A 21,307-nucleotide genomic window follows, 5' to 3' on the forward strand; every position below is an offset into this window, starting at 1 on the left:
TAACTTCCAGTAAATGAAAAAAAGAATGATGAAAAAAAAGATAAAACAGTAGGAGTTCAGCAGCATAAAAGATAATTCTTTAAGAATTTGACGCGTCTAAAAACAAGTGATTTCCATTAAAATGCGATCCGCCATTAAGACACAACTCAACAAATTCGGCGATATCTTTTCCTTCGAGATTATTTTTTAAAGGATACGATGCCAGAATATTTTCCACTTGCCTTTCATCCATATCTTTGTGAAAATCTGTCATTGTAAATGCGGGCGAAACCGAATTTGAAGTAATTCCAAATTTCACATTTTCGGAGGCCCAACTTTTACTCATCTGTAACAAATATGCCTTATTTGCATTGTAAACAGACGTTCCCATTGCTGGATTTTTCAGGGAGGAAGACAAAATATTGATGATTCTGCCAAATTTTTCTTTGCGGAAAATTTTGATACATTCCTGCGTAGTTTGAAGGGTGGGAATTATGTTGGTCTGAAAATCTGCAAGAAATTTATCGGGATCGGTTTTATGGAAATAAGAATCGATGAAAGTGCCGCAGTAAAAGTTATTAATGAGAATATTGGGCTTGAAATCTTGGATTTCCTTTAAAAAGTCATCAATTTCATCCGGATTTGAAAAGTCGATTTGATAAGATTTTGCCAAAGGAAATTCTGAAATAATTTCATTTGCTGATTGAGAAGATTTTCGAAAAGTGAACAAAACTTCGTATCCATTTCTGAGTAAAAATAAATTGATCTCTTTACCAATTCCCGCTGAACCGCCCGTTAAAACTACTTTTTTCATATCAATTCTTTAATCTGAATTTTTCCTGAAGCCACTGTTTTCAAAGCTGAATTTACAAACTTAAATTTCATCAAATCTACTTTTACCGCTTCAGACTGTTCAATCACAATTGCTTCAAACTCCAAAATATCATTGAGATAAACAGGATTTTTAAAATTAATACTTTGTGATAAAATCATCATTTCATCCGTCGGCAAAAGTTCCCCAATGAAATACGAAATGAATCCGTTTAAAATATTTCCGTGCATTACTTTTCCGGCAAATCCCTTTTTTTTTGCAAATTCCTCATTGGTATGAAGCGCATTTTTATCCTGAAAAATTTCTTTGAAACCTTCATAAACAGTAGAATCAACCGTAAATTGATGCTGAAAAATTTGATTGAGGGATAGAATCATTATTTAGATAAAATACAGTCGATCATTTCTCCGACATTATTCCAGCTTTGGATTTCTGAGGAAGTAAATCTGATTTTAAAAGCTTTTTCTACCGCCACGATCAGCTGAATATGCGATAAAGAATCCCATTCTTCGATGTCATCTGCAGTGGTTTCTCTGCTTAACACAATTTCTTCATTATCTAATTCTTCATGGAAAATCCCTGTCAGCTTCTCTAAAATTTCTTCGTTGGTCATTTTAATTATTTTTAGTTTTTATGTTGACTTCTTGTTCTTGATAATCGGCTACCTCCAAAATCCATTTATTATTTGCCGCTTTAAAACCCAGGATTTCATAATGATTTTGAACCATCTGGTTTTTTGCACTTTCAACATATTCTCCGATTATATTTTTAAACCCGTGCTTTTTTGCAGTTTCTACAATTTGATTCAAAGTGAATTCTTCCATTCCTCTTTTTAAAACCCGGCAACTCATAAACCAAGATTCTACAAAGAGATCTTCATTATTTAAAGCTTCCAAAACGACTACACAAATCAATCCGTTATCGCCGTATTTATCTTCTAATGTGAAAGATAATGTTTTATGTTTATCCGATTGTATTAAATCTTGAACCTCTTGTTCAGTGTATCGTACTGTTCTTAAATTAAACTGATTGCTTCGTTGAGAAAGTTGAGAAACTCGGGGTTTTGTAAAATTATTAAATTCCTGAACATCAGAATTCATATTCAAACTTTTCAGAAATTCGTCCACATTGGTGTAACTTTCCAAAGCCGTCACTCGTTCAGATTCTACTTGATATTGCTTCGTTCTTTCTGCGTCATTTTCAGAAAAACTAGCGGTTTCAAAAAGATTTAATTCGTACAGATATTCCAGATAATCTGCTGGATCTTCCGGTAATTCTGGCACACAAACTTCGGGAATATTTTCCCGAACCAAATTTCTTTCGAAAGGATTATCATCTAAAAAAACCATCGAATCAAAACCGATATTTAAAATATTCTGAATTTTTCGAATATTATCCGCTTTGTTTTCCCAGTTCGCCACAAAAACCGATATATCATCCAGCTTTAAAACCATATCGGGATGTTTTTCGAACGGCTCTTTTGCTTTGTCCTCCTCGTTTTTACTGCAAACTGCGATGATTATTCCACGTCGCTGCAAAGCTTTTACCCATTGCTGAAACTCTGTGAAAGCTTTTCCTATTCCTAAACTTCCGATCTGAATATTTTCTAAACCGTCATCACCAATTATTCCGCCCCAAGTTGTATTATCCAGATCCAGGATCAAACATTTTTTAAATTTTCCTTCAATAGCTGAAATAACATTCACTAAATTCTGCGCTACAATTGGTAGAATATCTAGCGATAAAACCATTTCTGTATTAATATAAATATTGGGAGAAAACATAAGATCCCGTCCAAATTTATTCTGAATCGCGCATAAATCTGCTATAAAAAAGTTGCTTCTCTCTAAAGCCAATTCTGCTAAAAGATAATTGAGTTTCCGCTGTTGAAAGCCAAAAGATGATTCTACTTTCTGCGAAAAATTACCAAATATTTGGGAATCGATTTCAGGAAAATTACAGAAAACCACTTTGCTTTTGGTTCTGTTTTGTATGTTTTGATAAAGCTCTTCGATGTAATTAATTTTATTCCTGGCAAAATTAATTTGATCATCATAAGATTTATAATAATAAGAAAGCAACTTATGAGATGCCTCAAAAATCAAGGTATATTCTGGATTAAAATCAAAATATTCCGATGTTGGATCCATTATCTGACGAGAAATTTGGCCAAAATCAGCTTCGTAGATTTCAAAATTTTGCCCCTCGTCAAAAGCAGTTCCTTTTAGAGCAATACCCAGAAATTGCGTAGCGGTATCTCCCAATATTGCAACTCTAATTTTCTTAGAATTTTGTGGAATTTTCGTGGTACTTTTCTTTAATTGGGTAAATGTTTTGGCCATTATTTTTCTCTCTACTATTCTTATTACAAGATCTTAAAATCTTTAAAACGCTCATCAAAACATAAATCAAATTCTGATTTCCGATAAGAATTTTGAAAAAAACTAACGAATCTTGGATCCAAAGTTTGATAATAATCTTCCGAATCCAAATTAATTAAAGCCGGATGCAACATTACTTCAACGGTTTCGTAAGTGGAGCTTTTTTTCAAAAATTTAAATAAATTAGTTCCGTTGATTTCGCACGTATTCAGCATCGAATAAAAACCGATTTCACCGGAATTTTCATTGAAAATAGAAAGAAATTTGAGCAAGAGCAATTTTATCATATTTGCAAAAGATGAAGTTCTGCCATTAAATTTCCAGCTCTCAAATAAATCTTCGTTAATTTCTCTTACTCTATTTACATTGTGTTTTTTGGCTAATTTTTTTACTATTTTATTGATGGAAGGAATAATGTGCACGTGTTCGTGACCGTCAATATGAGAAATTTCTATTCCGGAATTCTTTATTTTTAAGATTTGAAATTCGATTTCCTTTTCTAAAGAATCTAATACTTTGACAGTTTTCCTGCGAAATAATAATTTTACGAAATCATTTTTAAGTAATCCGTTTTCAGCCAAAATATTTTGGGGGAAAAGCGCTTTTGCACAGGTTAAATTTACGTGAACTCCAATTTTAAGATCATTACAATTCGGAATAATTTCTTTCACTGCATGATCAAAATATTCTGTATTTGACATCAAACTTGCATGGGTAAGAAACCCCTTCGTATTTGCCTGCAAAATGGCTTCATTCACTCCAAGAGAAAATCCTAGATCATCGGCATTGAGAATGATATTTTTAACCATTTGTTGAAGAAATTCCAGTTTAAAAGTTGAGATTTTATTTTATAAATACTCCCACAAATTTACCCTCAAATTCCACCACAGTAGATTCGATGTTATTTATTTCGCAGAAATCCTGATAAGCGGAATTATCTCCAATATCGTCGCTTAAAAAAACCCCACCTTTGCGCAAGTGTTTATATAGTTCGTTATAAGCCCAAACTCTGCCATCATAGCTTTTGTCAGAATCATAATGAATTACATCAAAAATATCATTCTCCGAAAATATTTTAGGTAAAGATTCTTTGTCTGCAAAACGAAAAAGTCTCCAGAGTTTTTTCAATTTTTCGGGAACGATAACTCCCACAAACTGATCACCGTTTTGACCTAAATATGGCATATCCGAACTGTATAAAGTTCCATTTCTTTTTTGTAACGAAAGCAAAGCAGCCAAAGAAGACCATCCATAAGCAACACCAGTTTCCAAGATATTTTTAGCATTGGTAAATTCCGAAGCATAAAAAATTAACTCCAAAGCTCCCGCTCCACCCATTTTTATGGGACAAGCTTTTTCTTTAGCGAAAGATTCATTTAAGATTTCCTGATAGTTTTGGCGAAAGCTAAAATCATCTGTTCCAAATAATTTTTTAATTGTATCTTTTTGTGATAATGCCTTTGAAGTAGCCCAGGAATTCGTTTTATCTTTTCCCTTCACCGCATTTCCTCTGTTGAGTGTATTTTTAATAATTTTCCGCCCAAGTTCTGGGTAAAGATCTGGTCTTTTTAAATACTCAATCAAGGTTTTAGTCACTCTTTTTATTTCGCCCACCGTGTTTTCAATTTGTGCTCAAAAATAGGGAAAATTTATCGCATTGGTAAAAAACAAAGTATATTTGTCTTTACTAAAAACATGGATGACATTTTCTATACTAATTGCGAATTTCAATAACGGAAGGTTTTTTCGGGATTGTTATGATTCAATTATACTTCAAAAATATAAAGATTGGGACGTCGTAATTTTAGACGACTGTTCAGTGGATGATTCTGTTCAGATTATTAAAGAAATCATTAAAGATGATCTTCGCTTCCGGATTTTTAAAAACGATAAAAACCAAGGCGTTGGCTTCACCAAAAATAAATTAATTGAACTCGCAGAAGGAGAAATTTGTGGATATCTTGATCCAGATGATGCAATCGGTCCAAATGCTTTGCAAGCCTCTGTAGATGTTTTTAAAAAAAACGAAAAAGCAGTTCTCACTTATTCCCGTTTGGTGAAATGTGACGAAAATTTGAAACCAATTTCAGAATTAAAATCTGCAATGCAGGTTCCAAATGGAGACGCTTATTTCTTTAATTGTCCAATCCAAATTGCGCCTTTCGTAGGATTTAAAAAATCAGTTTATCTTCGATGTGAAAAAATAAATCCAGAATTTAGAATTGCGGAAGATCAGGATTTATACTACAAAATGTATGAAAAAGGAAGGGTGATTTATGTCGATCAGGCAGACTATTTTTATCGTGCCCATTCTGGCGGTATCTCTCAAAACGAAAATAAGAAGAGTTCTTATGACTATTGGGGAAAAGTTATCTGGATAGCCATGAAAAGGAGAGATTTGAATAAAATTAATGGAAAAGAAATTCCAAATCAATTCACTTCTTCACAGGAAATTTTTGACCTTCTACAATATCAAAATTCAATTTCATATCGAATTAAGAAAAAATTTAAAATCCTTCTACAAAGCTTTTCCTAATCATGCTCGAAAGCAATAAAATAAAAATATTATTTCGCCACCGTTCTATGGAAATGGGCGGCGTAGAAAAGGTGATGTTAAGTCTGTTGAACAATCTCGATCAGGCAAAATTCGAACTTACTGTTCTGCTAAATCTTAATCAGGGAGAATTAAGAAATGAATTTCCGTCGCATGTTCGAAAAGTATTTTTGACCGATGGTAAAGAAGATTTTTCTAAAAATAAACTTCTTCAGAAATTTCAACTTTTCCGCAGAAAAAACAAACTTGAAAAACTTAAGAAGAATCCCGAAGTTATTGATCAAGAATATTTGAAAGAATATTATCATATTGAGATTGCTATGACCTATAATGATTTTGAGTCTGTTTTAAATTCCTCCAATAAAAACTCAAAAAAAATTGGCTGGTTTCATTCAGAAATTAACTTGCCGAAACTTCAACCTTTAGTTCCAGAGATTTTAAAGCACTTCCCCCAATTTGATCACCTGATTTATTGTTCTGAAAAGATTCAGAAAATCATGCACGAAGCTTACCCAAATCTTCAATACCCAAAAGAAAGTGCGATTATCAATGCGATTCCAATCGAAGAAATTAAAAATAAAGCGGAAGAAAAAATAACGGATCTACCAAAAAATCTAGTCTTTGTTTCTGTGGGAAGATTACACACCAGGAAAGGTTACCACAAATTAATGGAGGCTCATGCTCAACTATTGAAAGATGGTTTTCACCACTCCATCGTCATCATTGGCGACGGCGAAGAAATGCCAAATCTCCTGACTCAACAGAAAAAATTGGGGGTGGAAAAAACCTATCATTTGGTCGGCAACAAAATGAATCCTTACCCGTATTTAAAAAATGCTGATTTCTTCATCATGCCGTCTGAATCTGAGGCCTGGCCGTTGGTTATTGCCGAAGCCCTAATATTACAAAGACCGATTATTGCGACTAAAGTTGGCGATGTAGAAATGATGATAAAAGATAGAAAAACCGGCTATTTGATTGACTATAAAACGGATGAGATTTATGAAGCCATGAAAGAGTTTCTGACCAATAAATCTTTAATTTCAGAATTGAAAGAAAATTTAAAAGAAATTGAAAAGGAATTTGACAACAAGAAGATTTTTTCCGCAATTGAAGAAATTATTTTAAATTTATACAAAGGTAACGTATGATCTATTTATACCGAATTATTTTAAAATTACACACTACTTACGAACGTTTTATACAGCACATCTATCTTCAGATCTGTCTTGCAAAAGGTTTGAAAGTAGGGGAAAATGTTCGCTTTGTAGAAGTTCCGCAATTTGGGACTGAACCTTTTTTGATTGAAATTGGCGACGAAACTACTTTTTCTAACAATGTGAGATTCGTCAACCACGATGGCGGGCAAAACGCGCTTCACTTTCTGGATAAATATAAAGATGTACGAACTTTCGGCCGAATTAAAATAGGAAAACAATGCTTAATCGGGGCCGATACGATTATTATGCCCGGCGTTGAAATGCAGGACAATTGTATTTTGGGAGCAGGATCTATTTTAACAACCTCAACAAGGAAAGGCTCAGTTTACGCCGGAGTTCCAGCTAAGTTTATTTGTTCGATTGAAGAATATGGCGATAAATTACTGGCGAATAACGTGATGTATCCTCGTGAATTAGAGAATATTCGCCCAAATCTGGATGCTTATATAAAAGAGAATCTTCCTCACACCTACAAACCCGTAAAATAATTTCTGTGGCCATTAAAAAGAAAATCCTTATCAGAATTGGTTCTCTGCGTCATGGCGGTGCAGAAAAAGTTTTGGTGACTTTTCTGAAAAACCTACCTGAAGATAAATATGAAATTGATCTTTTACTGAATTTATATTCGGGGAAATATCTGTCCGAAGTTCCGCGTTGGATTAATGTTCTGTATTTAAATAAAGGGGAAATGATTACGACCAATCGTATTCAAGACATTCCCGTGAAAGCCGTTCGCGTAATTTATCAAAAACTTTTAAAGATCTATCCTTCGCTTCTTTATCAGTTTCTTTTAAAAGGAAAAAATTACGATATCGAGTTTGCGGCGATTCATGGAATGCGCGACGAGATCTTAAATTCACCTTTAAAGTCATCAAAGAAATTGATTTGGATTCATAATGATTTAAAGAAAACAGAATTTCACAACTACACCGATGAGGAATTCAGAACCTTTTTTGGCTTTGATAAAATCATGGTCATTTCAGAAAAAATCCAGCAGAATTTTGAGATTTTAGCGAGCACTGAAGAGGAGAAAAATAAGATTATTCGAATTTATAATCCTTTGGATACCGAAGAAATATTGCGAAAGTCTGAAGATGGAAGTCAAAAGTTGGAAGCAGGAAGCCGGAAGCCGGAAACTGAAATCAGCATTCAAAACCATCAACCATTGACTATCAAGTATCAACCAACTTTCGTTTCCGTTGGAACGGTTTTCCCACAAAAAGGATTTGATCGATTATTGAACGTTCACAAAAGACTTTTGGATGAAGGACTCAATCACAAAATCTTAATTCTTGGTGACGGCTACGATTTTGAAAATATCAAAAAATTACAGAAAGAATTGCGCGTTTCAGAAACTTCAACCCTTTTTGGTTTTACGAGCAATCCTTATCCAATCATTAAAAAAGCAGATTTCTATATTCTAAGTTCAAGATATGAAGGTTTTCCAACAGTTTTATTTGAAGCCATTACTTTAAAAAAGAAAATTATTGCAACCGATGTTTCTGGTGTTCGCGAAATGTTAGAAGATGGCAAACTTGGTAAAATTGTTGAAAACTCGGAAGATGGAATTTACGAAGGAATGAAAAAAGCGCTTCAAAATCCTGAAAGTTTTAATCAATATGAAGAGAAGTTAAAGGATTACAAAATGCCTTTTAACCTGGAAAATTCCGTAAAATCAATCGTCAAAATTATTGATGATTTATAAATTGGTTTTAATTTATCTTTGTGTCTATGTCAAATCATTCTACTCTTCAAAAAGATTTTTATCGTGAAAGCGGAAAATGCCTTTCTTCCTTTGAAATATGGAAGAAATGCTTTAGTCCCAATTTGCATTTTATTTATCTTTTAAGAACGACTCAGAAACATCCAAGAAGCACTTTTTTAGGAAAAATTTGGCGGTTGATTTTACGACATTATCAAATAAAATATGGTTTCCAGATTTATCCCGAAACTCAAATCGGAGCTGGTTTCTACCTAGGACACTGGGGAAGTTTGGTCATTAATCCAAAAGCGAAAATCGGTAAAAACTGCAATATCGCGCAAGGTGTAACCATCGCTCAGGCAAACCGTGGCAAGAATGAAGGCGTTCCTGAAATTGGCAACGAAGTCTGGATTGGCCCAAATGCCGTTATTGTTGGAAATATAAAAATTGGTGATAATGTATTGATTGCACCAAATGCTTACGTCAACATCAATATTCCTTCAAACGCTGTTGTCATGGGAAATCCCGCTACTTTTACGATCAACCAGAATGCGACTTCAGGCTATATCAATAATAAAATTGATTAAACATCGACCTGAAATAATTTTCGTATTCTTCTTTTATTTAAATTATAGCGCTTATTTTTACCATCGTAAATCTAAAAACACAATCCTTTTAATTCAAAATTTTTAATGAATGAAAAAATCATACAACGCCATTTTCGATAATAACAAAAAATGGCTGGAATCTAAATTGGCCGACGATCAAGATTTTTTTAAAACGCTTTCTGCCAATCAAAAACCAGATTATCTGTATATTGGGTGTTCTGACAGTCGAGTATCCGCCGAAGAAATGATGGGAATGGCACCGGGCGAATTATTCGTACACCGAAACATCGCTAACGTGGTGAACACTTTGGATATGAGCTCAACGGCGGTAATTCAGTATGCGGTCGAACATCTGCAAGTAAAACATATCATCGTGTGTGGCCACTACGGTTGTGGTGGAATTAAAGCAGCGATGACACCCGAAGATTTAGGTTTGCTCAATCCGTGGTTGCGAACCATTCGTGATGTTTACCGTTTGCATCAATCAGAATTAGATCAGATAGAAGACGAGCAAAAACGCTATGATCGACTGGTGGAACTAAATGTGCAGGAACAATGCATTAATGTTATAAAAATGGCTTGTGTACAAGAGGAATATTTGGTTGATGAATATCCGATTGTGCATGGTTGGGTTTTCGATATGAAAACCGGGAAAATTATCGATTTAGAAATTGACTTTGAGAAGATCTTGAAAGACATTCAAAAAATCTACAATTTGACCAACTCCAATTGGGTGATGAATAAAAAACACCAATAAAAAGATAGAAATAAAGAGAAATTTATTTTCCGTTAAATGTCGTCATGGCATTCTGAATTCCAGCAAATACGAAAGACAAACAGGCTTTAGAAAACTTTTCGATTCTTTCGGGAAGTTTATCTTTTTCCTCCTCGCCCCATTTTCCCAGGACGTAATCAACTTGCTGACCATCTTTAAATTCAGCTGAAATCCCAAATCTCAATCTTGGATAAACTTGTGTTTGAAGTTGATCCTGGATACTTTTCAACCCATTATGACCGGCATCTGAACCTTTCATTTTCATTCTTAAAGTTCCGAAAGGCAAAGACAAATCATCCGTGACGATCATTAAATTCTCGACCGGAATATTTTCTTTCTGCAACCAAAAACGAGCGGCATTTCCAGACAGATTCATATAAGTATCTGGTTTTAGAATAAAGACTTTCCGACCTTTATATTTTCCTTCTGCTAAGAGTCCAAAATTCGATGATTTAAAAGGAGCTTCAATGGTTTCGGCAATTTTCTCCGCAACTTTAAACCCGACATTATGCCGGGTTTCTGCGTATTCTTCGCCTTTATTTCCGAGACCTACGATCAGGTATTTCATTCTGAATTTTATTTATATTCAAATTTTGTCTCATCATCTGTCTTATTTCTTTGTGTAGGATAATCAGCATTATCATAAACATATATGAAATTAACGTCTTCAATTGTGCCTGGTTCGGTTGATACTTTCGTGAATGTTCCGGCAGAAAGCAAGGCGGGACCAAATCGGTCAATGCCTGCTAAATAAACGACAAATTCTTTTGGAAGTAAAGTGTACGGCGATCTTTTTCTAGCATACGTAAAAGTAAGAATTTGATCTTCTGGATTCATCTCCACATTACCATTCGCCAGATAAGTTCCAGTTTTAAGGGTGGCTTTAGTCATATTCGGACCTGTATATTCATACGATGTTTCGGAATATGTTTTCTTTGGTATCGGCAGAAAATACTGCTGGTCCTTCTTGGCTTTTACCACCTGCGATGCACTATAAGTATAAGAGGTAGTAGTGGTACTTATGTTCGGAATTACGATCGTTATTTTTGAAACATTTTCTGCCTCGTATTGGAAGGTTACCGTTTGATTGGTGTTTGATAATTCCGAAATCTTATTATCTGAATTATACATTACGAGAGTTGGTTCTGCAAAGATATCCTCATACGAAATAAGTTTGTTTTCATTGTATGTATAGGTGATTTCAGAAACTTTCTGTTCATTAGTCCCTTGATCTTTCCAATTTGAAACTATTTTTTTTAGAAGGCGCGGTTGTTCTGGATCTTTAATCCCAAGCAGCAAATCTCCATCTTCACGACTAGGCTCGCAGGAAAACAAAATAACCATGCTGAAGATCAAACTTAAAATTCCGAAAATCTTTTTCATTCTTAATATTATATTGGCAAAAGTAGTGTTTTTTTGGAAATTACATCAAACGCCGGGATTCCCTAAAATCCTTTCTAAAACCGCATTCACCTCATCTACATTCTTTACATTTTCTTTTCTCATCATCAATTGATTACCTTCTTTGCTGGCTTTTTCTTTTAATGCAGCCTCTTTTGGATTCTTGGATAAATACGCGATTATATTTCTAAACTTATCGCTTTGATAAAATTTGTCTTGTGGATTCGGTGGAAAATATCCGAGGAACACGCCATTCTTTACGACGATCTTATCAAAACCAATATCTGCCGCAATCCATTTTAATTCTACAGATTTTAATAAATTAACGGCTTCAGAAGGTAACGCACCGAACCGATCAATCAGTTCTAATTCTAATTTTTGTAGGTTTTCTTTGTTTTCAATCTCGGCTAGTTTTTGATAGAGTGACAATCGTTCTTCAATACTTTGAACATACGAATCGGGCAACATTAATTCTAAATCAGTATCAATATTCACCTCTTTGGTCGATTTAAAAAGTTTTTGTCGGTCTTCCTCATTATCAAATAAATCTTCAAATTCCTCATCGTTTTGAAGTTCTTCCAAAGCTTCCTGCATGATTTTTTGATACGTATCAAAACCCATTTCGTTAATGAAACCGCTTTGTTCGCCACCCAATAAATCTCCCGCACCACGAATTTCTAAATCCTTCATGGCAATCTGAAAACCGCTTCCCAAATCTGAAAACTGTTCAATGGCTTCCAATCTTTTTCGCGCATCGGGAGTGACCATATCAAACGGTGGCGTAATTAAAAAACAAAAGGCTTTTCGATTACTTCGCCCGACACGACCCCGCATTTGGTGAACATCTGCCATCCCGAAACGCTGAGCATCATTGATGAAAATAGTATTCGCATTCGGTACATCTACTCCACTTTCGATAATTGTAGTCGAAACCAGAACGTCGTATTTCCCTTCCATAAAATCCAAAACGTTGCGCTCCAGTTGTTTTCCGTCCATCTGTCCGTGACCTGTAATTACTTTAGCGTCAGGAACTAAGCGCTGAATCAACCCTGCAATATCTTTTAGATTTTCAATTCTGTTATTAATGAAATAAACCTGTCCATCACGTTGAAGTTCGTACGAAATTGCTTCTCGAATCATTTCTTCATCAAATCCGACAATTTGGGTATCAACTGGTTGCCGATTTGGTGGTGGCGTTTTAATGACCGATAAATCCCTTGCCGCCATTAATGAAAATTGTAACGTCCGTGGAATCGGTGTTGCTGTTAAGGTTAAGGTATCAACATTACCTTTAATGGTTTTTAATTTATCTTTTACCGACACGCCGAATTTGTGCTCTTCATCGATAATTAAAAGCCCGAGATCTTTAAATTTAACCGAGCTTCCAACCAATTGATGCGTTCCGATCACGATATCAATTTTACCAGATTTCAATCCTTCTAAAGTCTCCGCTTTTTGTTTTGCCGACCGAAATCGGTTCATGTAGGAAATGTTGACTGGAAAATCTTTCAATCGTTCCGTAAAACTTCGATAATGTTGAAAAGCCAGAATCGTGGTCGGAACCAAAATGGCAGTTTGCTTTCCATCAGTTGCTGCTTTAAATGCTGCTCTGATTGCGATTTCTGTTTTGCCAAATCCTACGTCACCACAAATCAAACGATCCATGACGGTGTCGTTTTCCATATCTGCTTTTACATCAACGGTGGCTTTTTCCTGATCTGGCGTATCTTCATAAATAAAGCTGGCTTCCAACTCATTTTGTAAATAAGTATCGGGGGTGAACGCAAAACCTTTTGCTGTTTTACGCTCGGCATATAAACGAATAAGGTCGAAAGCAATCAGTTTAACCTTGGCTTTTGTTTTTTGTTTTAAAGTTTTCCAGGCGGGCGAACCGAGTTTCGATAAAGCGATTTCGCGTCCATCAGGTCCGTTGTATTTTGAGATTTTATTTAAAGAATGGATACTTACATATAATAAATCGCCATTTTTATAAGTCAATTTGAAACATTCCTGAATCTTTCCATTATTATTCACCTTCACCAAACCCATAAACTTTCCGATGCCGTGGTCGATATGGGTGATATAATCGCCGACTTTCATCTGCATTAAATCTTTCAGCGTGATTTGTTCAGATTTTGCAAAAGAGTTTTTGGCTTTAAATCTTTGATAACGATCAAAGATTTGGTGATCGGTGTAAACTGATATTTTATGATCGAAATCTACAAAACCTTCGTGAAGCTCTGACTTAAAGGATTTGAATAATACTTTTGAATTTGGTTCAAGTGAATCTGTATTTTCTGCTTCTATTTTTTGCGCAGTTAAATCTTCAAAAATAGACTCAAGTCTTTCCTTTTGCTTTTCGGTTGAAAATGAAATCCAGGTTTCAAAACCCTCGTTTTGTTTTTCTTCTAGATCTTCTAATAGAAGTTCAAACTTTTTATGAAAGCTTGGCTGTGGCGTTTGATTTAGCTGAACGATTGTGGCATCGCTTCCTTTCACCTCTTGCAAGGTGAAATCAATCCATTCAAATTTGTTGATGTCTTTGCTGAAATTTTCTTCGGAAAGAAATAAATCCTCCGGTTTCAAATGTTTAATTTCTGTACCTAAAGTTTCAAATTTAGTTTCTGCCTTTTCGTAGAAGTTTTTAATAAAATTAAAACCGACAAAAGCATTTTTAGTAACGACGATTAAATCTTTCGGTGCCAAATCAAATAAAGAAACTTTGGTGCCTTGAACTGAAAAATTCATGTTTGAAACCAACTGAAATTCTTTAATAATTTCTTTTGACAGTTGCGTTTCGATATCAAAAGTTTTAATGCTTTCAATTTCATTTCCGAAGAAGGTAAGTCGGTAAGGCTCTTCATTGGAATAAGAAAAAACATCAACAATCCCACCTCTCACAGAGAACTCACCTGGTTCTGATACAAAATCGGTATGGTTAAAATTAAACTGATGCAGCAATTCTTCCGTAAAATTAAAGTCCAGTTGATCACCCGTTTTAATGGTGTGAGAAATCGCTTTGAAATCATCTTTCTTCATCACCTTTTCTGCCAAAGAGGCAAAGGGCGCGATCATGACCCTCGGTTTTTTATCGTTGTGAATCCTGTTCAACACTTCAGTTCTTAAAACCAAATTGGCGTTTTGCGTTTTCTCTATCTGATACGGTTCCAAATGAGTCGGTGGAAAATAAAGCACATTTTCTTTGCCTAATAAATCCTCTAATTCTGAGGTGATATATAACGCATCTTCCTTATCATCCGTTAAAAATAAAACTGATTTTTTTTTAATTAAAAATAATTCTGCGGCAAAAACCGCTGGTGAAGATCCTGCAAACGACTTTACCGCAAGATGTTTATTTTGATCGAGTTGGGTAAACAATTCTTGCCCAAATCCTAAATGAAGAAGTTGTGGTAAAAATGATTCGGTGATGTTTTTTAACTGCATATAATAATGAGTGGAAATGATGGTCCTAGAAATAACTGATTACAAAACGGAAAAGCGATTTCGGGACTATTCCGAAATCGTTTAGAAATGCAAATTTAGGAATTAATTTTTATTACTTTTTCTTAAGTTTTTTGAGCACAAAATTTACGCGCACTTTCGTAATTATTTTAACCCTATCAACTTGTATTACTAGCATACAGCATTTTATAATTTGCAGAGTCATGGCATTAAGTTTGAACCTTTGCTGATACCAAAATAAAATAAAAATAGTATGAAATCAACGATTTTAAAAAACAGAAAAAATTTGACAAGTAAAAATGTATGGAAATTCTTAGGAGTTTTCTTGATCATTTTCTCCATGTTCGCAGTTAGCGCTTGTAGAAGTGATGACGATCCCGTGGACAACGACTTTTTCGCAGGAACTTATAAAGGAACTATTTCCTATAATAATGGATCTGAAATGATTTCGAAAGACAACGGAAGTGTTTTCGTAACTAAAATTGCGAGCGGCACCAAGTATAACTTCCGATTTTCTGATGGAATTCCAGATTTAAATGGGGTTGAATTTAAGAAAGAAGGTGATAATGTTCTAGTGATGGTAGGTTCTACAGCAACTGCGTACATCAGAATAGATAGTAACACATTGAAAATCGCTTACACGAAAGACGGAAAAATTTGGACTGCAAACGGTACAAGATAGTTTTTCAAAAATCATATTTAATAAAACTGCGTCCGTAACTGGAAGCAGTTTTTTTTTGCTCAATTGCTAAATCCCTGAAATCGTTTTTAATTATGAAAATATATACCTACAAATAAAAGATAAGGAGGAAACTCCTACCAAATTTCAGTGAAATCACCCTACAAAAAAGGGCGATAACACGCAGGACAAGAACTAAGTAACATTTAGCTTTACACAATTAATAGGGTTTCTGTTAAAACCCTCGACTTTGTAAAAAACTAAAATCTTCACCCATGAAAAAAACAATTTTCGGTCTCATTTTGATTGGATTAACATTGATGAGTTGCTGCAAACCAGAACTCATCGGCAATGTTGCCAATAATTTAAGACCCCAAGAAACAGACAACTGGTGCTGGGCTGCGACCACCCAAATGCTGGCACAGCATTTTCAAATCACTGTTACCCAATGTGCAATTGCCAATCACCGCCTCGGAAAAAACAATTGCTGTAATCCTAAGACGAGTGGAAAACCTTGTCCTAAAAATGAAGATTGTAACCAAGCAGGCTGGTTGGAACTTGATTTTGTAGGATTAAAATTTAGCGAAAGTAAAACAGCGTTAGCTTGGAACAAACTTCAAAAGCAGATATTTTGCGAAAAAAAACCAATGGGATATGCCTATGGAACTCCTGGTATTGTGGGTCATGTTTTAGTGATTAAAGGCTACATCACCCTCAGCGGAACAAGATATGTCGTGTTAAATGATCCTTGGTCACCATGTGCCGGACAAGAGCGTATTATTACCTACGAACAATATGCAGATCCCGCGGGAACCAGTACTCACTGGAGTACCTGGTACGATCTCGCAAAAAAATAACCCCTAAATTTAAAAATAATGAAAAACTTAAAATATATTGTGCTCTTTTTGTTACTACCAATTATATTATATTCATGTACCGACAAAATGACTACGAATAACCCACAACAAGGAGAGGTAAAGGAAAACAAATATCCTTCTTCTGAAGATGCTGTTCAAAATGGCAAAAATGATTTAATGGCTTTATTGAAAAATAAAAGTTTTAACATCGACATCGATGCAGCTGCCCTGGAAAAATCAATTCCCAATACCCCAATTCCCGTTTATGAGGTAAGCTTCGAAAGATTACTGACCTCTGAAAGCGATTCTTTGGCAACCATTTCTGAAGACAGCAGAAAGCTAAATACACCTTTAGTTACTGAGAATAAAGTAATTGCCGTTATTACAACATCAAAGATTGAAAATGGCTGGCAATTAAACGAAATTACCAATCCATCTTTATCTAATGACCTGAATGAAATCAGAGGTTCACTCCAAATGAATGCTCCTATTTCAGTTTTTGAAATTCCTAATATTAATGCTACTCTATATGAAGCTAAGATGGATGGAAGAGCCATGTATTTCACTAATTATAAAGGTCAATCCTTAAGACAACCTGTTCCTGGGGATTCGCTCATGAAACAGCTGCGAGTTGACGCTCAGATTTTCCAGAGAAAGTTTGGAGAACAACTTAAAAAAGGACCTTTGGTAAAATAGTTTTTTTTTAGTTTGGGCCCGCTTTTTCATTACTTGAAGAAGCGGTTTTTTATTTAGGGAAAATACAAAATATTGGCAAAACCTTTCGGAATCCTTCGAAAGGTTTTTTTTGTTACCTTTAATTATTATGAAAAAAATTGTACTAATTGGTCTTTTAATTCTTTTTGCTACATTTTTTATGGGATGCAATTCTGAAAGCCGGGACAACTCCCGTGCTTATGTGGAAGGTAATCTATTAGGAAACAAACTGGACTTCAAAGAAATTAAAATTTCCCTAAAGAGTGATGGTACTATTATCGCCGAAGCTAATCCTAATAATTCTGGTGGATTTGTGATTTCCGGCCCACTTCTATCGGATACTTTTTCTCTAGTATCGAATAGAAAAATAAAATCGTTCGCTACGTCGAAATCAGGTTGTAAACTTTCATCGGATGCTTTGCAGATTTTAATTCCACCTGGAACAACCTACATCACTTTTAACGAAATAATATTGGAATAATGAAATACCTATTTCTTTTATTTCTCGGATTGTCCAATTTGTTTTTCGCACAGAAGAATAAAAAAGGACTTGATGTAGTTTCTAATATTGAGGCGAAAATTATTGTACTGAAATCAATTGGCAATAATCATTTGGCCAAACTATTAACTCCTTTCTATGGTTTTGGGTTTGCAGGAAACTTAATGACACCCTTAAATTTTGGAATTGGTTTAGATTATAATGTTCTTTCCTCCAACGTGAAATATGGCGAGCAAAATGTTTATGGCAACATCGGTTCACCTACGATTACCAATATTGATCTCTACCTCACGCATCGAGATATTCTTTCAGAAGATTTTTCAATTGAAGAAATGGCAGGTTTCAGTTATTACCGACAAACCAATTTTCTAATTGACTCTAAAAGTCAGAAATTAAAAGACAACGCTACCGGCTTTAATCTGGGCGGCAAAGTCTTGTACACCTTAGACAGAGAAGGCTATCAACAAGTATTTCTGTCCGGCAAGGTCAATTTTTATTTCACGAATATTTATAATGAAAATTCAGAAATCCAGAAGTTTTATAGCCATTCTACTTTCTTAAGTCTAAATTTTGGTTATCGCTACAACTTCTAAAATTTTGCAAAATATTAATCCGACTCTTTCTTTCATTTATAAAATGCTTTAAATTTGTGCTATGCTAAATTTCATTAAGAAAAACGTCGCTTTAATCTGGGCAAAAAGTCATGTCAAAGGGACACAATCTTTTAAACAAAACGCAGTAAAAGATCAAGAGAAGCTTCTATTATCGTTGGTTAAAACTGCGGAAAAAACTTTGTTTGGGCGAACGCATCAATTTGAAAATATAAAAAGCATCCTAGATTTTCAGCATCAGGTTAAAGTTGCTGATTATGAAGATTTAAAACCTTATATCGAAAAAGTTAAAAAAGGACAGCGCGATATTCTCTGGTCGGAAACTCCAGAATATTTTGCCAAAACTTCAGGTACAACCTCAGGCTCAAAATATATCCCGATTTCTAAGGAAGCAATGCCTTTTCAATTAGATGCCGCTCGCAGCGCCATCTTCCATTACATGGCTCAAAAAAATAACGCTGATTTCGTTAACGGGAAAATGATTTTTCTGCAAGGAAGTCCAGAATTAGAAGAAATAAATGGAATTAAAACCGGCCGCCTTTCAGGAATTGTAGCTCATCACATTCCGTCTTACTTACAGAAAAACCGCTTACCAAGTTTAGAAACAAACCTCATCGACGACTGGGAAACAAAGATCGAGGCGATTGTACAAGAAACCGAGAAAGAAAATATGACTTTAATTTCGGGGATTCCACCGTGGTTAATAATGTATTTCGAAAAACTTATCGAACGGAACGGCAAAAAGATAACGGAATTTTTTCCAAATCTTCAACTGATTATTACCGGCGGTGTGAATTATGAACCTTACCGTGAGAAAATGAATGAACTTCTTGGGAGGCCCGTAGATACGTTACAAACATTTCCAGCAAGTGAAGGATTTTTCGCGTTCCAAGATGATTTCGAAAAAGAAGGTTTATTGTTATTGACGAACCATGGAATTTTTTACGAGTTTATTCCGTTAGAAGATTACGGAAAACCTGAAGCCACGAGATTGACCTTAAACGAAATTGAACTCCACACCGATTACGCTTTAATTTTAACGACTAATTCAGGACTTTGGGCTTATTCCATCGGCGACGTTGTCCGATTTATTTCAAAAGATCCTTACCGAATTTTAGTTTCAGGAAGAACCAAACATTTCACTTCTGCTTTTGGCGAACACGTCATTGCCTTTGAAGTGGAAGAAGCCTTAAAAGCTACTGTGGAAAAAATTCCCGCACAGCTTACCGAATTCCATCTCGCACCGCAAGTCAATCCCGCCGAAGGATTGCCTTATCATGAGTGGTTTATTGAATTTGAAAAAGAACCGGAAAATTTAGAAAACTTTAAAAATAATTTAGATCAAGAAATGCGGAACAGAAACTCATATTATGATGATTTAATTTCCGGGAAAATTTTGCAACCTTTAATAATTACGAGTTTACAGAAAAATGCTTTTCACGATTATGCAAAATCTGAAGGCAAATTGGGTGGACAAAATAAAATTCCAAGATTGGCAAACGATCGCAAAATTGGTGATTTTTTAGAATCATTTACTAAATAACAGCCTAAATAAACGCTCCGGAAAAAATAAATAAAGCCCTCGACTGGAGGGCTTTATTATTAATAAATATTTAAAAATTTATTTTTTAATAAATTTCTGAGTAGTTGCTCCTGAGGCATCTGTAATTTTTATAACGTAAGAACCTTTCGTAAGATTTTGTACATCCACAGCACCATCAACAAGTTCTGCCTTTACTTTTTTACCAGAAATATCAAAGATTTCTATACTGCTAATTTTGGAATCTGAATTAACTTTTAGATAATCAGTTGCTGGATTCGGATAAATAGAAACTTTGGCTTTGTTGACATTAGAAACTGCCATAACTGGTCGCACCACAGAGAAAGTATCGATGCCCATATAATCTGAATTGTCCCCTGCAGGGCCACCAACGGTTACAAAATATCTGAACCCTAAATTCGTTGCAATTGGTGTCGCTGATAACCCTGAAATGGTAATAGTGAATTCTGTCCAAACATCTGGATAACCACCAACTGTCAAATTCGGATTAACTGACTGCAACAGCGTGTTGAATGATCCGAGATTCGTTGCACCAGATGGGGCCGTAAAAGCAGTTCCATTACTCAATCGAAGTTCCAAACGATCTGGGTATTCACTTTCGTCTGTGGTTCTAGTCCAAAAACTTCACCACATCACCGTCTTGCAACAAGAGCTGAGGGGTAATTAACCAGTTGCTAATCGTACCAGAGCCGGCTGTATTGTTAAAGTTAGCACCAATGTAACTGTTAGTGGCCCCAGCTTGTGCTGTGAAAACAGTTGCATTGCCTTGAAACCATCCTGTAACTCCCACGGGAGCACTCTGATTGGCCTTGGTCCAGTTTGTCAATGTAGTAATGTCGGCAAATCCTTCGGAGAGTAATGTTGTTTGGGCATTCCCGAATACTAAAGCGCCGAACGCTAATAAAGAAAGTAATTTTGTTTTCATAACATGAGTATTAAGTTGTTTTGTCTACCAAAACTATAATAAAAATCTCATTACATAAAACAAAAACTAATTAAATTACCAAAACATAATGACAATCGCATTTTGCAATTTACTAATTCGAAACCACTTTCAATCCAATCACCGACGCAATTAAAGTGAGCGCGAAAAATATTCGCCAAAAAGTCGCTGGCTCGTTAAAAATAAAAATCCCCATGAGTACGGCGCCTACCGCCCCAATACCAGTCCAAACCGCATAAGCTGTTCCTATCGGAATTGGATTCCCGCCTAACGAAATGGCTTTATACAATAAAAACATACTTAAAAAGAGAGAAGCAGCGAAACCAGCCCACCAGAAATAACTTTCCTTTCCTGTGGTTTCTTGCGCTTTTCCGAGGCACATTGCAAAGCCCGTTTCGAATAAGCCACCAATAATTAATAAGATCCAATTCATTTTTCAAAGATAAATTTTTAAATCAAAATTCATACCCACGAATTACCTACTGAAAAGCATAAAAACTTCCTATTTAAAATTATTACACTCATTATA

General features: G+C 35.1%; 24 protein-coding genes. 12 read left to right on the forward strand and 12 right to left on the reverse strand.

Going from position 1 to position 21,307, the window contains the following annotated elements:
• Nucleotides 1-79: 79 nt before the first annotated feature.
• The 6 genes from BMX49_RS00330 to BMX49_RS00355 are packed head-to-tail and all read right to left on the reverse strand — an operon-like array spanning nt 80 to nt 4,806.
• Nucleotides 80-793, reverse strand: coding sequence for an SDR family NAD(P)-dependent oxidoreductase (locus BMX49_RS00330; RefSeq protein ID WP_034717627.1), 714 nt, complete (start codon nt 791-793; stop codon nt 80-82).
• A complete protein-coding gene (locus BMX49_RS00335) occupies nt 790-1,188 on the reverse strand; it encodes a MaoC/PaaZ C-terminal domain-containing protein (RefSeq protein ID WP_051803616.1) in 399 nt (132 codons plus the stop codon). The genes BMX49_RS00330 and BMX49_RS00335 overlap by 4 nt, the downstream gene beginning before the upstream one ends.
• The gene (locus tag BMX49_RS00340; RefSeq protein WP_034717629.1) at nt 1,188-1,424 is read right to left on the reverse strand and encodes an acyl carrier protein; all 237 of its coding nucleotides are present in this window, start codon (nt 1,422-1,424) and stop codon (nt 1,188-1,190) included. The genes BMX49_RS00335 and BMX49_RS00340 overlap by 1 nt, the downstream gene beginning before the upstream one ends.
• A 1-nt stretch (nt 1,425) precedes the next feature.
• Nucleotides 1,426-3,153 carry an HAD-IIIC family phosphatase gene (locus BMX49_RS00345; RefSeq protein WP_034717631.1) on the reverse strand — a complete coding sequence of 576 codons (1,728 nt, stop codon included), beginning with the start codon at nt 3,151-3,153 and terminating at the stop codon, nt 1,426-1,428.
• Between the two features lie 23 nt (nt 3,154-3,176).
• Nucleotides 3,177-4,001: a carbohydrate deacetylase gene (locus BMX49_RS00350; RefSeq protein ID WP_034717633.1), complete on the reverse strand. Its 825-nt coding sequence runs from the start codon at nt 3,999-4,001 to the stop codon at nt 3,177-3,179.
• A 34-nt stretch (nt 4,002-4,035) separates the two neighbouring features.
• Entirely contained in the window at nt 4,036-4,806 is a 771-nt protein-coding gene (locus BMX49_RS00355; RefSeq protein ID WP_034717635.1) for a class I SAM-dependent methyltransferase, read from the reverse strand.
• Between the two features lie 85 nt (nt 4,807-4,891).
• Between BMX49_RS00355 and BMX49_RS00360 the strand changes: the two genes are divergently transcribed.
• The 6 genes from BMX49_RS00360 to BMX49_RS00385 all read left to right on the forward strand — a co-directional run bounded on the left by BMX49_RS00360 (nt 4,892) and on the right by BMX49_RS00385 (nt 10,033).
• The gene (locus BMX49_RS00360) at nt 4,892-5,728 is read left to right on the forward strand and encodes a glycosyltransferase family 2 protein (protein WP_034717638.1); all 837 of its coding nucleotides are present in this window, start codon (nt 4,892-4,894) and stop codon (nt 5,726-5,728) included.
• 2 nt (nt 5,729-5,730) lie between these two features.
• A complete protein-coding gene (locus BMX49_RS00365; protein WP_034717640.1) occupies nt 5,731-6,897 on the forward strand; it encodes a glycosyltransferase in 1,167 nt (388 codons plus the stop codon).
• Nucleotides 6,894-7,454 carry an acyltransferase gene (locus tag BMX49_RS00370; protein WP_034717642.1) on the forward strand — a complete coding sequence of 187 codons (561 nt, stop codon included), beginning with the start codon at nt 6,894-6,896 and terminating at the stop codon, nt 7,452-7,454. Before BMX49_RS00365 ends, BMX49_RS00370 begins: the two co-directional genes overlap by 4 nt.
• 5 nt (nt 7,455-7,459) lie before the next feature.
• Complete coding sequence (locus BMX49_RS00375) at nt 7,460-8,671, forward strand: glycosyltransferase (RefSeq protein ID WP_126337161.1); 1,212 nt, start codon at nt 7,460-7,462, stop codon at nt 8,669-8,671.
• A 26-nt stretch (nt 8,672-8,697) separates the two neighbouring features.
• Nucleotides 8,698-9,255 carry a serine acetyltransferase gene (locus BMX49_RS00380; protein WP_034717643.1) on the forward strand — a complete coding sequence of 186 codons (558 nt, stop codon included), beginning with the start codon at nt 8,698-8,700 and terminating at the stop codon, nt 9,253-9,255.
• A gap of 109 nt (nt 9,256-9,364) precedes the next feature.
• Nucleotides 9,365-10,033 (forward strand): carbonic anhydrase, encoded by a 669-nt coding sequence (locus tag BMX49_RS00385; protein ID WP_034717646.1) that lies wholly within the window; start codon nt 9,365-9,367, stop codon nt 10,031-10,033.
• A gap of 22 nt (nt 10,034-10,055) precedes the next feature.
• Here the strand turns inward: BMX49_RS00385 and pth are convergent, their stop codons facing one another.
• Genes pth through mfd form a run of 3 tightly spaced genes read right to left on the reverse strand, consistent with a single transcriptional unit; the run spans nt 10,056 to nt 14,896 of the window.
• Entirely contained in the window at nt 10,056-10,619 is a 564-nt protein-coding gene (gene pth, locus BMX49_RS00390) for an aminoacyl-tRNA hydrolase (protein WP_034717648.1), read from the reverse strand.
• Nucleotides 10,620-10,627: 8 nt separating this feature from the next.
• On the reverse strand, nt 10,628-11,434 hold the full coding sequence (locus tag BMX49_RS00395; RefSeq protein ID WP_034717649.1) for a hypothetical protein: 807 nt from the start codon (nt 11,432-11,434) through the stop codon (nt 10,628-10,630).
• Nucleotides 11,435-11,479: 45 nt separating this feature from the next.
• Nucleotides 11,480-14,896: a transcription-repair coupling factor gene (gene mfd / locus BMX49_RS00400; protein WP_034717650.1), complete on the reverse strand. Its 3,417-nt coding sequence runs from the start codon at nt 14,894-14,896 to the stop codon at nt 11,480-11,482.
• A gap of 271 nt (nt 14,897-15,167) precedes the next feature.
• Here mfd and BMX49_RS00405 point away from each other — a divergent pair, with 271 nt between their 5' ends.
• The 6 genes from BMX49_RS00405 (at nt 15,168) to BMX49_RS00430 (ending at nt 19,817) form a co-directional block, all read left to right on the forward strand.
• Nucleotides 15,168-15,596: a hypothetical protein gene (locus BMX49_RS00405; RefSeq protein WP_246005095.1), complete on the forward strand. Its 429-nt coding sequence runs from the start codon at nt 15,168-15,170 to the stop codon at nt 15,594-15,596.
• Between the two features lie 272 nt (nt 15,597-15,868).
• Nucleotides 15,869-16,450, forward strand: coding sequence for a C39 family peptidase (locus BMX49_RS00410; RefSeq protein ID WP_034717652.1), 582 nt, complete (start codon nt 15,869-15,871; stop codon nt 16,448-16,450).
• 18 nt (nt 16,451-16,468) lie between these two features.
• Nucleotides 16,469-17,146 carry a hypothetical protein gene (locus tag BMX49_RS00415; RefSeq protein WP_126337162.1) on the forward strand — a complete coding sequence of 226 codons (678 nt, stop codon included), beginning with the start codon at nt 16,469-16,471 and terminating at the stop codon, nt 17,144-17,146.
• A 127-nt stretch (nt 17,147-17,273) separates the two neighbouring features.
• Nucleotides 17,274-17,645: a hypothetical protein gene (locus BMX49_RS00420; RefSeq protein ID WP_034717657.1), complete on the forward strand. Its 372-nt coding sequence runs from the start codon at nt 17,274-17,276 to the stop codon at nt 17,643-17,645.
• Nucleotides 17,645-18,256 (forward strand): hypothetical protein, encoded by a 612-nt coding sequence (locus tag BMX49_RS00425; protein ID WP_034717659.1) that lies wholly within the window; start codon nt 17,645-17,647, stop codon nt 18,254-18,256. Before BMX49_RS00420 ends, BMX49_RS00425 begins: the two co-directional genes overlap by 1 nt.
• A gap of 61 nt (nt 18,257-18,317) precedes the next feature.
• Nucleotides 18,318-19,817, forward strand: coding sequence for a GH3 auxin-responsive promoter family protein (locus BMX49_RS00430; RefSeq protein WP_034717661.1), 1,500 nt, complete (start codon nt 18,318-18,320; stop codon nt 19,815-19,817).
• A gap of 78 nt (nt 19,818-19,895) precedes the next feature.
• Here the strand turns inward: BMX49_RS00430 and BMX49_RS00435 are convergent, their stop codons facing one another.
• From BMX49_RS00435 to BMX49_RS00445, 3 genes are all read right to left on the reverse strand, one after another.
• Nucleotides 19,896-20,414 (reverse strand): T9SS type A sorting domain-containing protein, encoded by a 519-nt coding sequence (locus BMX49_RS00435; protein ID WP_126337163.1) that lies wholly within the window; start codon nt 20,412-20,414, stop codon nt 19,896-19,898.
• A gap of 31 nt (nt 20,415-20,445) precedes the next feature.
• Nucleotides 20,446-20,760, reverse strand: coding sequence for a choice-of-anchor J domain-containing protein (locus BMX49_RS00440; protein WP_051803618.1), 315 nt, complete (start codon nt 20,758-20,760; stop codon nt 20,446-20,448).
• 112 nt (nt 20,761-20,872) lie between these two features.
• The gene (locus BMX49_RS00445; protein WP_034717664.1) at nt 20,873-21,211 is read right to left on the reverse strand and encodes a DMT family transporter; all 339 of its coding nucleotides are present in this window, start codon (nt 21,209-21,211) and stop codon (nt 20,873-20,875) included.
• Between the last annotated feature and the right edge of the window lie 96 nt (nt 21,212-21,307).

The sequence above is a fragment of the Kaistella antarctica genome, from assembly GCF_900109615.1.
Taxonomy (GTDB): Bacteria; Bacteroidota; Bacteroidia; order Flavobacteriales; family Weeksellaceae; genus Kaistella; species Kaistella antarctica.